Source organism: Pseudomonas aestuarii, assembly GCF_027988105.1.
Taxonomy (GTDB): domain Bacteria; phylum Pseudomonadota; class Gammaproteobacteria; order Pseudomonadales; family Pseudomonadaceae; genus Aquipseudomonas; species Aquipseudomonas aestuarii.
Genome location: NZ_JAQJZJ010000006.1, coordinates 143,925 through 157,835, shown reverse-complemented (window position 1 = coordinate 157,835; position 13,911 = coordinate 143,925). Strand labels below are relative to the sequence as shown.

The following is a 13,911-nucleotide window of genomic DNA, read 5'->3' as shown; positions in this document are numbered from 1 at the left end:
GCGCTACGGCTTAGAGCTGCGGGCCGGCCTGCTTGATGGCGTCGCTGACCTCGAACTTCTTGAAGTTGTCGATGAACAGCTTGGCCAGGCCCTTGGCGGCCTCGTCGTAGGCGTTCTGGTCTTCCCAGGTATTGCGCGGGTTGAGCAGGTTGGTTTCGACGCCCGGTACCGAGGTCGGCACGCTGAGGTTGATGATCGGCAGTTGCTCGGTCTCGGTGCCGATCAGCGCGCCACTCTGGATTGCGGCAATCACGCCACGGGTGGTCGGAATGTTGAAGCGCTTGCCGACGCCATAGCCACCGCCGGTCCAGCCGGTGTTGACCAGATAGACCTTGGAGTTGAAACCGCGGATGCGCTTGATCAGCAACTCGGCGTACTCGCCAGCCGGGCGCGGGAAGAAGGGCGCGCCGAAGCAGGTGGAGAAGGTCGACTTGATGCCGCTGCCGCTGCCCATTTCGGTGGAACCGACCAGTGCGGTGTAGCCCGACAGGAAGTGGTAGGCCGCCTGCTCTTCGTTGAGGATCGACACTGGCGGCAGTACGCCGGTCAGGTCGCAGGTGAGGAAGATCACCGCGTTCGGCTCGCCGCCGAGGTTCTTCTCGCTGCGCTTCTCGACGAATTCCAGCGGGTAGGCGGCGCGGCTGTTCTGGGTCAGGCTGTCATCGGTGTAATCCGGCACGCGCTCTTCGTCGAGGATGACGTTTTCCAGCACGGTGCCGAACTGGATGGCCTTCCAGATCACCGGCTCGTTCTTCTCGGACAGGTCGATGCACTTGGCATAGCAACCGCCCTCGATGTTGAACACCACGCCCTCGCCCCAGCCATGTTCGTCATCGCCGATCAGGTAGCGCGACTCGTCGGCCGACAGGGTGGTCTTGCCGGTGCCGGACAGGCCGAAGAACAGGGTCACGTCGCCCTCTTCGCCGATGTTGGCGGCGCAGTGCATCGGCAGCACGTCTTTTTCCGGGAGCAGGAAGTTCTGCACCGAGAACATGGCTTTCTTCATTTCGCCGGCGTAGCGCATACCGGCCAGCAGTACCTTCTTGGCGGCGAAGTTGATGATCACGCAGCCGTCGGAGTTGGTGCCGTCACGCTCGGGCACGCACTCGAAGTTGGCCACGTTGAGCACCTTCCACTCGTCCTTGCCGGCCGGGTTGTAGGTCTCGGGATTGATGAACAGCTGACGGCCGAACAGGTTCTGCCAAGCCGTGGCAGTGGTCATCTTGACCGCCAGGTAGTGCTCCTCGGCGGAACCTACATGGACGTGGGAAACGAAGAAATCCTGCTCGCGATTGAACGCCTCGACGCGATCCCAGAGGGCGTCGAACTTGTCGGCCGGGAACGGGCGATTGATCGCGCCCCAGGCGATTTGCGCCTCGGTGCTCGGTTCCCGAACGATGTAGCGATCAGCCGGCGAACGGCCAGTGCGGTGACCGGTACGAACGACCAGGGCGCCGCTGGCGGCCAGTTCGCCCTCACCGCGGCGAATGGCTTCTTCGACCAGTTGGGCGGCGCTGATGTCGGTGTACACGGCGGTGTTGGCTTGCGTCATGAGGGTCCCCGTCGGCCAATGGGCCGAGTTTTCCAAACGGTTTGTAGTAAAAGCAAAGACACTACTACAGCGAGAAAAAAGTCGCGGAAGTATGCCAGAAAGCACGTCTATTGGCAGCACCCGATCCGCTAAGCGGGTCGATAGACGAACGCTATCGGCGTCAATGCAGCGTGTCCGCAGGCCCAGCACTGCCGCCGCCAGCAAACAGCTGGGCGATGTCGGCTGCATCGAACGCATAGCGTTGGTTGCAGAACTGGCAGTCGATCACCACCTGGCCGGCATGCTCGCTCAACAGCAGCTCGGCATCGGCCTGACCGAGACTGACCAACGCATTGGCCGAACGCTCCCGCGAGCAGCTGCAGCGAAATTGCAGCGTTCGCGGCTCGAACAGGCGCAGCGACTCCTCATGATAGAGGCGATGCAACAGGGTTTCGTTGTCCAGGCCCAGCAGCTCTTCGTGGGTCAAGGTACCGGCCAGGGTCGTCACATGCTGCCAACTGGCCTCACGCTCTTCAGGCTCTTTCAAGCGATCGGCCGGCAATTGCTGGAGCAGCATACCGCGCGCACGCTGACCATCGGCACAGAGCCAGAAGCGGGTGGCCAATTGCTCGGACGTGGTGAAATAGTTGGTCAGGCAATCGCTCAGCGTGGCGCCATCCAGGTCGACGATACCTTGATAGCGCTGGCCCTGGGTGGGGTCAACGGTCATCGCCAGCACACCATCGGGCATCAGCTCGGCCAGCCCGGCATCGGCGCCAATCTGCTCGGCATGGTAGCGGGCGATCCCGCGCAGTTCGCCGGCGCTGGAGCATTCGACCATCAACAGCGGCAGCGCACCCGAGGAGCGCGCCTGCAAAATCAGCAGGCCGTCGAACTTCAGGGTGCCCACCAGCAGGGCCGCGGCGGCCAGCAGCTCGCCGAGCAATTGCGCGACCGGCTGCGGATAGTCATGTTTGGCCAGCACGTGCTGGTAGCTCTCGCCCAGGACGACCAACTCGCCGCGAATGTCGGCGTCGTCGAACAGAAAGCGTTGGGTGAAATCGGGCATAGCGGGCTCGCCTGCAAGGGGAATTGCTAGAGGCTGGCGATTTTATGCACAAATGCCGGCCCAACCAAGGGCCGCGCGCCGAATGACCGTCACGGACGCGCCGAAAAACGATCATTCCCGGGGAATTTGGCGCGCACGTCACATGCAAACACCCGCCAGCTCCCCTACAATGCGCGCCGCCTGGAAGGCACACGATTATTTTTCAGCAAGGAGCAGCATCATGCCCACTACTTTTCTCAACAGCCAATGGCGCCTGCGCCCCCTGCTGCTCTGCCACATCGGCGCCGTGCTGCTGCTCGCCAGTTGGCTGTGGCAGCCGACCCGCCAGCTCTGGGATCAACTCGACCTGACCCTGTTCGCCCTGCTCAACGAGCCGGTGCATGCGGCCGGCCTGTGGGCACAGACCTGGGCCATCGCCAGCATGCGCCCGGTGGACCTGGGGGTCGGCCTGCTGATGCTGGCAGTGATGCTCAAGGCCGATCTGCTGTTCAGCGGCGCCCATGTACGCCGGGCGCTGTTCGCCTTTCTTACCGTCTTGCTGGTGTTGCTGCTGTGGCGTGTCGGCTTCGCCGAGCTGGTCAAGCTGATGGGCTGGCAACGGCCGAGCGCCTCGCTGGTGGTAGAAGGCAGCGCGCGCCTGACCGAGCTGTTCCCCACCTGGAAAGAGCGCTGGGACATGAAAGACAGCGCCAGCCGCAGCTTCCCCGGCGACCACGCCTCGGTGCTGCTGATCTGGGCGCTGTTCATGAGTTTCTTCGCCCGCGGCTGGAGGCTCCTGCTGGTCTGGAGCATGGCCGTGCTGTTCATGCTGCCGCGCCTGGTCGCTGGCGCCCATTGGGCTTCGGACGCGCTGGTCGGCGGGGTGTTCCTCAGCCTGCTGGCGCTGGCCTGGGGCTGCTATACGCACTTCGCTGACAAGGCCAGCGCCTGGTTGGAGCGCTGCAGCGCACCGCTGACCCGCCAACTGGCCCGCCTGCCGCTGCTGGGGCGGTTCAGCGTGATTTCGGGGCATTGAGAAGCACCGCGAAGTGAAGGCGGCTCAGCTAGGCGGCCTCAAGTTATCTGGCCCGATGCAATCAAGTAGGGTGCGCCGTGCGCACCCTGCCCGAGCCGAGCCCCTTCCAAGCCACATTTTGATCGTACCCAGGTCCTGACCAGGGGTAGGACGCAGAGCGTGGGAACCATCGAAGCTCCCAACCTGCGCGGCCGCCCGCGCTACAGCAAATGCTCGAGCACGCTGGCCGCCGACTGGGAGGGCAGGCCGTGGGCCTCGGCGACGCTGGCGCAGGTGATCACACCCTTGGCCACGTTGAGGCCGTTGCGCAGGTGCGGGTCATCCTCAAGCGCGCGGCGCACGCCTTTCTCGGCAAGTGCGATGACGAATGGCAGGGTCGCGTTGTTCAGCGCCAGGGTCGAGGTGCGCGCCACCGCACCGGGCATATTGGCCACGCAGTAGTGCACCACTTCGTCGACCACATAGGTCGGATCGGCGTGGGTGGTGGCTTTCGAAGTCTCGGCACAGCCACCCTGGTCGATCGCCACATCCACCAGCACCGAGCCGGGCTGCATTTGCCGGACCATCTCGGCGCTGATCAGCTTGGGCGCGGCGGCACCGGGAATCAGTACGCCACCGATCACCAGGTCGGCCGCGAGGATCTGCTCGCGCAGTGTAGCGCCGGTCGAATAGAGGGTGGTGATGCGGCTGGCGTACTGGTTGTCCAGACGCCGCAGGGCATCGACGTTCTTGTCCAGCACCGTGACGTCGGCGCCCAGCCCCACCGCCATGGCCAGGGCATGACTGCCGACCACGCCGCCGCCGAGGATCACCACCTTGCCTGGCGCCACCCCCGGTACGCCGCCGAGCAGCACTCCGCGCCCGCCCTTGGCTTTTTCCAGGCAGTTGGCTCCGGCCTGGATCGACATGCGCCCGGCGACCTCGGACATCGGCGCCAGCAACGGCAGACGACCGTGGCTGTCGGTGACGGTTTCGTAGGCGATGCAGGTGGCGCCGCTGGCCATCAACTCGTCGGTCTGCGGCCGGTCCGGCGCCAGGTGCAGGTAGGTGAACAGGGTGTGCTCGGGACGCAGCCGTGCGCGCTCGGCGGTCAATGGTTCCTTGACCTTGACGATCAATTGCGCCTCGGCAAACACCTGCGCCGCGTCCCCGGCGATCTGCGCGCCAGCCGCCTGGTAGTCGCCGTCGCTGAAGCCGATGGCGGCGCCGGCCAACGTCTCGACCCAGACCTGATGGCCAAGGCTGGTCAGTTCGGCGACCGAGTGCGGGGTCAGGCCAACGCGGTACTCATGGTTCTTGATCTCTTTGGGAACACCGATACGCATGATCTTCTCCTTAATCCAGCCGAGTACCTTGAAGTCTAGAAGAGCAACGGGGCTGGCCTCCCTGTATATCCGCTACGTTTCAGGGCAAAGCCCTAATTCACCCGCATATCTCGGCACGCTTCCCTGCACTAGGCGCAGAGCGCGACAGCTTGTCCGCCGCCGGTCAGCTGCGCGGATGCAGCCAGGCCGGCGCCAGAGTCGCCGGATCTATCGTCGGCGCCTCAGCCAAGTCGACGCCGTGGGCCCGCAGCATGGTGGCGAGCCGGCCATCGGCATAGGCGCCAAACAGTTCGTTGCAGCCACCGACCAGCTCGCCACCGATGAAGACTTGCGGGATGGTGAGCATCCCGCTCTTGTGCCGCAGCGCCACACGCAGGCGGCCGCCGAGGTCGCCCTGCTGGTATTCGACCGAGTCCAGGTCGATCGAGCGGTAGGCCACGCCCAGGGCATGGAACAGCTTGCGCGCCGACCAGCAGAACTCGCACCACTCCAGGGCGAACATCACCAATGGCCGCTGCGGGTCGGCGAGGATCTGCGCCAGCAGCGCCTCGGTCTCGGCATCAGCAGCCGGCTCGACAGGCGCCGACGGCCCGGCGCCGGGCGCGCTGACGGCAACGTCGAAGCGAAAGTTGGGCGTGGAACTGGCCAGGTCTTGCTCCTCCGCGGTCATGTCCACGGCAATGTCCTCGAACAGCGGCGTGGACAAATAGCGCTCGCCGGTATCCGGCAGCATGCAGAGGATGCGACTGCCAGGGGCAGCCTCGGCGGCCACCGCCATGGCACCGGCGAAGGTGGCGCCACTCGAAGGCCCGCAGAAGATGCCCTCCTGGCGCGCCAGCTGACGGGCGTAGTGCAGGGCCTGGTTGCCGTTGACCGGCATGATCCGGTCGATCAGGCCCAGCCGGCGGGCATCGTCGGTAAGCTTGGGGATGAAGTCCGGGGTCCAGCCTTGCATCAGATGCGGGCGAAACGCCGGGTGACTGTTCAGCGGCCGACCCTCGGCGTCATGCATTTGTTCGATACCACTGCCCAGCAGCGGCGAGTTATCCGGCTCGCAGACCACGATGCGGGTTGTCGGGCGGTACTCGCGCAACACCCGCGCGGTGCCTTTGAGCGTGCCGCCGGTGCCATAGCCGGTGACGAAGTAATCAAGCTGGCCATCGGCGAAGGCATCGAGAATTTCCAGGGCAGTGGTGCGCGTGTGGGCGTCGGCGTTGGCCTCGTTCTCGAACTGGCGCACCAGGAACCAGCCGTGGGCCGCCGCCAGCTCCTCGGCCTTGCCGACCATACCGCTGCCCTTCAGCGCCGCCGGGGTGAGCACCACCCGCGCACCAAGAAAACGCAGGATCTTGCGCCGTTCGATACTGAAATTCTCGGCCATGGTCACCACCAGTGGGTAACCCTTGGCGGCGCAGACCATGGCCAGGCCAATGCCGGTGTTACCGCTGGTGGCCTCGATCACCGTCTGCCCGGGTTGCAGCGCACCGCTGGCTTCGGCCGCCTCGATCACGCTGAGGGCCATGCGGTCCTTCACCGAGCCCATGGGGTTGAAGGCTTCCGCCTTGACGTACAACTCGATGCCGGCCGGCGCCAGGCGGTTGATACGGATAACCGGGGTGCGGCCGATGGTGGCCAGAATACTCTCGTAGCGGATGTTCATCGCAGCCTCCGTCAGCAGCCTCGACCGCGGTGCAGGGGCTCGCATACCGCGAGTCCCTGCGCGGTCGCTGGCCGGCTAACTCTTACCCTTGAGTTCGGCCATGCCCTGAAGCAGCTCGATCGGCAGCGGAAAGACGATGGTCGAACTCTTGTCACTGGCGATATTGCTCAGGGTCTGCATGTAGCGCAGCTGCATGGCCCCAGGCTGGCGGCCGAGCATTTCGGCGGCCTGCATGAGTTTTTCCGAGGCCTGCAATTCACCCTCGGCATGAATCACCTTGGCCCGCCGCTCGCGCTCGGCCTCGGCTTGCTTGGCGATGGCCCGAATCATCGATTCGTCGAGGTCGACATGCTTGATCTCGACGTTCGCCACCTTGATGCCCCAGGCGTCGGTCTGCGCGTCCAACACTTGCTGGATATCGACATTCAAGCGTTCGCGCTCGGCGAGCATCTCGTCCAGCTCATGCTTGCCGAGTACCGCGCGCAGGGTGGTTTGCGACAACTGGCTGGTGGCGCCGTGGTAATCCTCGACCTGGATGATCGCCTTCTGCGGATCGAGGACGCGGAAATAGATCACCGCATTGACCTTGACCGAGACGTTGTCGCGGGAAATCACATCCTGGGTCGGCACGTCCAGGACGATGGTGCGCAAATCGACACGGACCATCTGCTGGATGCCCGGGATGATGATCACCAGACCCGGTCCCTTGACCTTCCAGAAGCGTCCCAACTGGAACACCACGCCGCGCTCGTATTCGCGCAGGATGCGGAACGCCGAAATCAGCAGCGCCATCAGCAGCACCGCCAGCGTGGCAAAACTCAATTCGAAACCCATGTCAGTCTCCTTGTGGCGGTGTTTCTTCAGTGGTGGCGACGTCCAGCGTCGAGCCTTTGCGCGCCAGCACCCGCACCTGTTGGCCGGGCTGCAGCGGCACCTGGCTGACAACCTGCCAGTTCTCGCCTTGCAGTTGCACCCAGCCGCCCAGCGGGTTGCTCGGCTGCACCGCCTGGATCCGCGTCAGGCTGCCGATCAATTCGCTGTCGCCGCCGACCAGGGCGCGGCGCCTGGCGCGCAAGGCCATGCTGAGAATGGCGAAAACCACTGCGCCAGTGGTCAGGGCCAGGGTCACGATCAACGCCAGGGGTATGCCGAAGCCGGGCACTTCGGTGTCGATCAGAATCAAGGCACCGAAGACGAAAGCGACCAACCCGCCAATCCCCAGCACTCCGAAACTCGGCAGGAATGCTTCGGCGGCGATAAAGGCGATGCCGAGCAGGATCAAGGCCACTCCCGCGTAGTTGACCGGCAACAACTGCAGGGCGTACAGCGCCAGAATCAGGCAGATGCCACCGAGCACGCCGCCGACGCCGCTGCCCGGGTTGGAAAATTCGAAGAACAATCCATAGACGCCGATCATCATCAGCAGCAGCGCCACGCTGGGATTGGTGATCACCGCCAGAAACTGTGCGCGCCAGTCCGGCTCGCGGCTGACCACTACGGCATCGGCGGTTTGCAGCGTCACTTCGACGCCGGCGGCGCTGAAGTTTTTACCGTCCAGCTGCCTGAGCAGGTCGGCCAGGTCACGGGCCAGGTAATCGACCACCTTGCGTGCGAGCGCTTCTTCGGCGGACAGGCTGACCGCCTCGCGCACCGCCTGCTCGGCCCACTCGGCATTGCGCCCGCGCATCTGCGCCAATCCGCGGATATAGGCGGAGGCATCGTTGATTTGTTTCTTACTCAGGGTATCGGTCGGCACCCCGGCCTTCTCCGCCTCGGCGGCATTGTCGGGCTGGTCGCCCTTATCGGCGCTGCCCGGCTGGTCCGGGGCGGGCGACGGTGAACCGGGCATGCCGCCGATCTGCACCGGGGTGGCTGCGCCGAGATTGGTGCCCGGCGCCATCGCTGCAATATGGCTGGCATAGAGGATATAGGTGCCGGCACTGGCGGCCCGTGCACCACTGGGGGCAACGTAGCTGGCCACCGGAATCGGACTGGCGAGAATCGCCTTGATGATCGAGCGCATCGAGGTGTCCAGACCGCCGGGGGTGTCGATGCTCAGCACCACCAGTTGCGCACCCTCGTCCACCGCGCGGGACAGGCCACGCACCACGTAATCGGCGCTGGCCGGGCCAATCGCACCATTTACGCGCAGCTCCACCACCACCCCGGGTGCCGCCATCAGCCCCGCGGGCAAGAGCAACAGGCCTAGGACCAGGAGCAAACGCAGTATCGGGAAAACCTTCACGGCCCTCTCCACGACAGCCGCTACAGGTGGCAAAAGACTTGCAAAGCACGGTTGTCTGCTTAGAAGGATAGTCCATGACTTTTCGCGCAGAGCCGGCATCCTCGCCCCGAGCTGACAGACAGCCAGCAAAAGCTGCCAGCAGGGGAGTGCCAGACGCCCGCATACTCCGTTAGTCTGCTCACTATTACCGCTGCTCAAGGTCGCCCGGATGCCCGCCAGCTCTTTTCGCCATTCCCTGCGCCGTCTGTGGGCGCTGGATAAATTCAGCTACAGCCTGCGGGTGTTCATCGCCCTCAGCGGCAGCCTGTGGCTGTGCTGGGCACAGGACTGGATGCAGGCGCTGACGCCGCTGTTTCTCGGGGTGATCGCCAGCGCCCTGGCCGAGACCGACGACAGCTGGCAAGGTCGGCTGACCGCGCTGCTGGTGACCCTCGGCTGCTTCAGCGCGGCGGCTTACATGGTCGAGTGGCTGTTCCCCTACCCCTGGTTGTTCGTCAGTGCCCTGGCGCTGTCGGGGTTTGCCCTGAGCATGCTCGGCGCCCTCGGCGAGCGCTACGCCACCCTGGGCTCGGCCACCCTGATCCTGGCGATCTACAGCATGATCGGCGTGGAACAGCGCGGCGGCATTGCCGGCCTGTGGCTGGAGCCGCTGATGATGATGGCCGGCGCGGCCTGGTACGGGGTGCTGTCGGTGATCTGGAATGCGCTATTCGCCAACCAGCCGGTGCAACACAGCCTGGCCCGGCTGTTCCGCGAACTGGGCCAGTACCTCAAGCTCAAGGCCGCCCTGTTCGAGCCGCTGCGCCAACTCGACGTGGAGGAGCGGCGCCTGGCCCTGGCCAAGCAGAACGGTCGAGTGGTGGCAGCGCTGAATGCTGCCAAGGAAATCATCCTGCACCGCGTCGGCAATGACCGACCGGGCAGCAAGGTCAGTCGCTACCTCAAGCTGTACTTCCTCGCCCAGGATCTCCACGAGCGCGCCAGCTCCTCGCATTACCCCTACAACGAACTGGCCGAAGCCTTCTTTCACAGCGATGTGCTGTTCCGCTGCCAGCGTCTGCTGCGCCTGCAGGGCGAGGCCTGTCAGCGCCTGGCCCAGGCCATCGAACTGCGCCAGCCGTTCGAGTACCGCGAGCACTGCAGCCAGGCGCTGGACGATCTGCATGCCTCCTTGCAGCACCTGGGCCTGCAGAGCAACCCGGCCTGGCGCCAGCTGTTGCGCTCGCTGGGCGCCCTGGCCGGCAACCTGGCGGCCCTCGACCAACTGCTCGGCCACGCCAGCAACCCCGATGCCCTGGCCGAGCAGCAGGACAGCAGCCTGCTGGATCGCGAACCACAGTCGTTCAAGGAGGTCGCGGAGCGGCTGCGCCAGCAACTGACCCCGACCTCGCTGCTGTTTCGCCACGCCCTGCGCCTGGCCATTGCCCTGGCCGCCGGCTATGGCGTGCTGCACTGGATCCATCCGACCCAGGGTTACTGGATCCTGCTGACCACGGTGTTCGTCTGCCAGCCGAACTATGGTGCCACCCGCCTCAAGCTGGTGCAGCGGATCGCCGGCACGGTGCTCGGCCTGGTGCTCGGCTGGGCGCTGTTCGACCTGTTCCCCAGCCCGCTGGTGCAGGCCTTCTTCGCCGTGGCCGCCGGGGTGGCCTTCTTCGCCACCCGCAGCAGCCGCTACACCCTGGCCACGGCGGCAATCACCCTGCTGGTGCTGTTCTGCTTCAACCAGGTCGGCGACGGCTACGGTTTGATCCTTCCACGCCTGGTCGACACCCTGATCGGCAGCCTGATCGCCGGGCTGGCGGTGTTCCTGATCCTGCCGGACTGGCAGGGGCGCCGACTCAACCGCATGCTGGCCAACACCCTCAGCTGCAACAGCACCTACCTGCGTCAGATCATCCAGCAATATGTCAGCGGCAAACGCGACGACCTGGCCTACCGTCTGGCCCGACGCAATGCGCACAATGCCGAAGCCGCCCTGTCCACCACCCTGGGCAACATGCTCATGGAGCCCGGGCATTTCCGCAAGGAGGCGGACATCGGCTTCCGCTTTCTGGTGCTCTCGCACACCCTCTTGAGTTATCTCTCGGGCCTCGGCGCGCACCGCGGTGAGGTCCTCCTCGGCGACCCGCACAGCCCGCTGCCGGCGAGCGCCGCACGCCTGGCCGCCAGCCTCGATGAAATCGCCAGCAGCCTGGCCGAAGAGCGGGCGGTGGCGATCCAGAGCGATGCCGAAGAGCAACTGGCCGCCGCGCTGGAGCAGCGCACCGATGCCCTGGACGACCAGCAGCGCCTGGTGCAGACCCAGCTGGCGCTGATCTGCCGGCAACTCGGGCCGTTGCGCACTCTCACCGCCCACCTGCTCAAGGACCGTAACAAGCCGTAGCGGGCAGCTTTACAGGCTCATGCCTGGGCAAACCTTAGCGCAGTACCGCGGCCAGCTCTTGGATCTCGTCCCAATGCTGGCTGACCAGGGCCAGGCTGCCGTCCGCCGCCACGTCATTGTGCAAGCCATTGAGCTTGGCATAGGCGGCCAGACTGGTCAGTGCGGGTAACGGCGCTTCGCTGCCGCTATCAAGCAGGGTGTGGAACAGACTCAGGTTGACCAGATCGAGCAACTCGATCTGCCGCTGGCGCTGCAGCGGCCAGTTGCCCGCTTCGCGCACGATGTCCACGTAGGCCTCATCCACGCCCCACTTCTTCAGCAGCATCAGCCCCAGCGATTTGCTGTAGGCCTGGCACAGGCCGTGGTAACGCGCCGGCGTCGGCACCAGGTCGCCGCCCTTGAAGGCCGAGAGCACCGCGAGCGAACCCACCTCGCTGAGCAGGCTGGCGAGCACCGCATGATCGGCCTGCACCTGCCCCAGCTTGCGCGCGAGAAAACCGCAGATGCTCGCCTTCAGGGTCAGTCGCTGCCAGGCGTCCATGAACAGCAACTTGTGGCTGGGACTGTGCAGCACGAACAGGCTCTTGACGCTGTGCAGCATCACCACCCGATCCACCTGCTGCAGGCCGAGCACGCGCAACACATCCTGCAGGGTTTTCGGCGCCACGCGGCTGCGCAGCAAGGCACTGGAGGCGTATTTCATCAGCAACGCACTGAGCGCCGGATCCCTGCTGATCAGGCTGACCAGCTGGGGCATGCTGACCTCGGGCTTGGCCAGCGCCCGGCGGATTTCCAGGGTCAACATCGGCAGGCTGGGCAGCTGCTCCTGGTCATTCATCAGCTGAGTGACCACCTGCCGATAAATCGAGTAGTCCGACTGTGTCGTCTCCATCATGGCCTCCCGCCGCGGATGGCGCACAGTGTAACCAAGGCCGTGATCTATTGCGCCAGCTTGCTGGCGGATGGCCACTCGCTGTCAGGCGATGCTCGCCTGGCTGGCCTGGGCGCGACGACGAATGCTCAGATCGACCTTGAGGCAGATTGCCGCCAGCACCATGAAGCCGGCGCCGAGGTTGCCCCGGGTGATTGACACACCGAACAGAGCGCTCAACCAGTCGGCAATCGGCCCTGGGTAGCTGGCCAGCAAGGCGCCCAGCGGCACCAGCAGAAACAGGAAGAAAAACCCCATCGACCGCATCATGTTCATTCCCACACCCTCGCTTTTAGTAGCCACCCGTGCACAATGCCGCCTTCGGTAGCCATGGCGACACTAGACTTTGGTGCATAGACCGAGATTTTTCCTGCCGACCCTGCGAGTGACCGTTGAACAAAGCCCTGCTCCAGCAACTGATTCTCGACAAGCTGCACGGCGACCTGGCGCTGGCCCAGCAAGCGGCGTTGACCGCCTATGAAGCGGCCACCCATGAAGAGAATATTGCCGAGAACAAGTACGACACCCTGGGCCTGGAGGCCTCCTATCTGGCCGCCGGGCAGGCGCGCCGGGTCGAGGAAATTCGCCAGGCCCTGAGCGCCTGGGAAAAACTCCGGCTGCGGCCCTTCGATGCGCAACTGGGCATTCAGCTCAGCGCCTTGGTGTGGCTGGCCGATGCCCAGGGGGTCGAGCAGTGCCTGTTCCTCGGCCCGGACGGCGCCGGCCTGAAGCTGCGGTTGGAAGGAGAGGAAGTGCGGGTGATCAGTCCGCGCGCACCGCTTGGGCAACGCCTGATCGGCTGCGGCGAAGGCGATCAGGTGGAGCTGCGCATGGGCAGCAGCACCCAGCGCTTCGAGGTGCTGCGGGTCTGCTGAACGACGGCCTCAAGGTTCCGCGGGGTGGGTTTCAGCCCGCCGGCGCTCAATCGGCCCTTGCCTGGCCCCACCTCGAGCCGCAGAACCTGGCTGGCACCTGGCCTTGATCAAGGAATGTCCACCTGCCACTGGTCCGCCAGCCGCGCCAGTTGTCCACGCTCGAGCAGCTGCCGCAAGCCCTCGTCGAAATCCTCGCGCAGGCGTGCATGGCTGCTGCCCAGAGGGAAGGCGAAGTAACCGTCGAGGGTATCGACAGGGGGCTCGAGCTGGCTGATTTCATCAGTCAAACCCAGCGCCTGCAGCTTCGGCAGGGTGTTGCGCTGATTACTGGCGAGGAGTTCGAGGCGACCCAGGCTGAGCATCTTCAGGCCGTTGCCGACCCCCTCCACGGTGACCAGATCGAGCCCCTCACGCGCGCTATCGAAACGCGCACCGTAGGCCCAGGCGCGGACCACGCCAACGCGCTGGCCGGCCAGCTGGCGTAGATCGCCAGACCACTGACAGGACCCGGTGCGGCGGCAATACAAGACAATCCGGTCGCGATAGAAGGCCGGCCCGACAAACGCGAAACGCGCCTCGCGCGCCGCACTGCGATAGGGGCCGATCAGGATATCGGCCTGCCCCAGCTCGACCATGCGTTGCGCGCGAGCCCAGGGGTAGGACGCAAAGCGCAGGCTGTAGCCACGCGGCTCGAGTACCTGGCGCAGGACGTCAGGCCCGAGCCCCTGATAGTCGCCCGCGGCCGAGCGCTCGAATACCCGCGGGAAATCGCTGCCGACCGCCAGCAACTCGCGCGCCAGTGCCAACGGTGGGAGCAGCAGCGCCAGGCTGGCCAGCCCGGCGCACAACCTGCGCAAAATCCCTGAATGCATGC

At 65.1% G+C, this 13,911-nt stretch carries 12 protein-coding genes; 3 read left to right on the top strand and 9 right to left on the bottom strand.

From position 1 onward, the window contains the following. Positions 1-10: 10 nt before the first annotated feature. Together PH586_RS14490 and hslO are read right to left on the bottom strand one after the other, a co-directional pair. Positions 11-1,552: a phosphoenolpyruvate carboxykinase gene (locus PH586_RS14490; protein WP_271348469.1), complete on the bottom strand. Its 1,542-nt coding sequence runs from the start codon at positions 1,550-1,552 to the stop codon at positions 11-13. 160 nt (positions 1,553-1,712) lie between these two features. Next, entirely contained in the window at positions 1,713-2,600 is an 888-nt protein-coding gene (gene hslO, locus PH586_RS14485) for an Hsp33 family molecular chaperone HslO (RefSeq protein ID WP_271348468.1), read from the bottom strand. 220 nt (positions 2,601-2,820) lie between these two features. Here hslO and PH586_RS14480 point away from each other — a divergent pair, with 220 nt between their 5' ends. Continuing rightward, positions 2,821-3,615: a phosphatase PAP2 family protein gene (locus PH586_RS14480; RefSeq protein ID WP_271348467.1), complete on the top strand. Its 795-nt coding sequence runs from the start codon at positions 2,821-2,823 to the stop codon at positions 3,613-3,615. A 200-nt stretch (positions 3,616-3,815) separates the two neighbouring features. Here the strand turns inward: PH586_RS14480 and ald are convergent, their stop codons facing one another. The 4 genes from ald to PH586_RS14460 form a co-directional block, all read right to left on the bottom strand. Then, on the bottom strand, positions 3,816-4,940 hold the full coding sequence (ald, locus tag PH586_RS14475; protein ID WP_271348466.1) for an alanine dehydrogenase: 1,125 nt from the start codon (positions 4,938-4,940) through the stop codon (positions 3,816-3,818). A gap of 163 nt (positions 4,941-5,103) precedes the next feature. Next, the gene (locus PH586_RS14470) at positions 5,104-6,600 is read right to left on the bottom strand and encodes a pyridoxal-phosphate dependent enzyme (protein WP_271348465.1); all 1,497 of its coding nucleotides are present in this window, start codon (positions 6,598-6,600) and stop codon (positions 5,104-5,106) included. Between the two features lie 75 nt (positions 6,601-6,675). Then, positions 6,676-7,434 carry a slipin family protein gene (locus PH586_RS14465; protein ID WP_271348464.1) on the bottom strand — a complete coding sequence of 253 codons (759 nt, stop codon included), beginning with the start codon at positions 7,432-7,434 and terminating at the stop codon, positions 6,676-6,678. Position 7,435: 1 nt separating this feature from the next. Next, on the bottom strand, positions 7,436-8,779 hold the full coding sequence (locus PH586_RS14460; RefSeq protein ID WP_271348601.1) for an NfeD family protein: 1,344 nt from the start codon (positions 8,777-8,779) through the stop codon (positions 7,436-7,438). Positions 8,780-9,053: 274 nt separating this feature from the next. On the opposite strand from PH586_RS14460, the gene yccS reads away from it, so the two are divergent. Next, positions 9,054-11,231 carry a YccS family putative transporter gene (yccS, locus tag PH586_RS14455; RefSeq protein WP_271348463.1) on the top strand — a complete coding sequence of 726 codons (2,178 nt, stop codon included), beginning with the start codon at positions 9,054-9,056 and terminating at the stop codon, positions 11,229-11,231. A gap of 34 nt (positions 11,232-11,265) precedes the next feature. On the opposite strand, the gene PH586_RS14450 is transcribed toward yccS, so the two are convergent. Both PH586_RS14450 and PH586_RS14445 read right to left on the bottom strand, forming a co-directional pair. Continuing rightward, positions 11,266-12,126 (bottom strand): HDOD domain-containing protein, encoded by an 861-nt coding sequence (locus PH586_RS14450; protein WP_271348462.1) that lies wholly within the window; start codon positions 12,124-12,126, stop codon positions 11,266-11,268. A gap of 81 nt (positions 12,127-12,207) precedes the next feature. Beyond that, entirely contained in the window at positions 12,208-12,438 is a 231-nt protein-coding gene (locus tag PH586_RS14445) for a hypothetical protein (protein WP_271348461.1), read from the bottom strand. Positions 12,439-12,554: 116 nt separating this feature from the next. On the opposite strand from PH586_RS14445, the gene PH586_RS14440 reads away from it, so the two are divergent. Beyond that, positions 12,555-13,037: a GreA/GreB family elongation factor gene (locus PH586_RS14440; RefSeq protein ID WP_271348460.1), complete on the top strand. Its 483-nt coding sequence runs from the start codon at positions 12,555-12,557 to the stop codon at positions 13,035-13,037. A gap of 107 nt (positions 13,038-13,144) precedes the next feature. On the opposite strand, the gene PH586_RS14435 is transcribed toward PH586_RS14440, so the two are convergent. Beyond that, positions 13,145-13,909: a substrate-binding periplasmic protein gene (locus PH586_RS14435; RefSeq protein ID WP_271348459.1), complete on the bottom strand. Its 765-nt coding sequence runs from the start codon at positions 13,907-13,909 to the stop codon at positions 13,145-13,147. Positions 13,910-13,911 lie beyond the last annotated feature (2 nt).

Bases quoted from the DNA above. Each gene is read 5' to 3' on its own strand.
- PH586_RS14490 (WP_271348469.1), bottom strand. From the start codon at position 1,552: ATGACGCAAGCCAACACCGCCGTGTACACCGACATCAGCGCCGCCCAA.
- hslO (WP_271348468.1), bottom strand. From the start codon at position 2,600: ATGCCCGATTTCACCCAACGCTTTCTGTTCGACGACGCCGACATTCGC.
- PH586_RS14480 (WP_271348467.1), top strand. From the start codon at position 2,821: ATGCCCACTACTTTTCTCAACAGCCAATGGCGCCTGCGCCCCCTGCTG.
- ald (WP_271348466.1), bottom strand. From the start codon at position 4,940: ATGCGTATCGGTGTTCCCAAAGAGATCAAGAACCATGAGTACCGCGTT.
- PH586_RS14470 (WP_271348465.1), bottom strand. From the start codon at position 6,600: ATGAACATCCGCTACGAGAGTATTCTGGCCACCATCGGCCGCACCCCG.
- PH586_RS14465 (WP_271348464.1), bottom strand. From the start codon at position 7,434: ATGGGTTTCGAATTGAGTTTTGCCACGCTGGCGGTGCTGCTGATGGCG.
- PH586_RS14460 (WP_271348601.1), bottom strand. From the start codon at position 8,779: ATGGCGGCACCCGGGGTGGTGGTGGAGCTGCGCGTAAATGGTGCGATT.
- yccS (WP_271348463.1), top strand. From the start codon at position 9,054: ATGCCCGCCAGCTCTTTTCGCCATTCCCTGCGCCGTCTGTGGGCGCTG.
- PH586_RS14450 (WP_271348462.1), bottom strand. From the start codon at position 12,126: ATGATGGAGACGACACAGTCGGACTACTCGATTTATCGGCAGGTGGTC.
- PH586_RS14445 (WP_271348461.1), bottom strand. From the start codon at position 12,438: ATGAACATGATGCGGTCGATGGGGTTTTTCTTCCTGTTTCTGCTGGTG.
- PH586_RS14435 (WP_271348459.1), bottom strand. From the start codon at position 13,909: ATGCATTCAGGGATTTTGCGCAGGTTGTGCGCCGGGCTGGCCAGCCTG.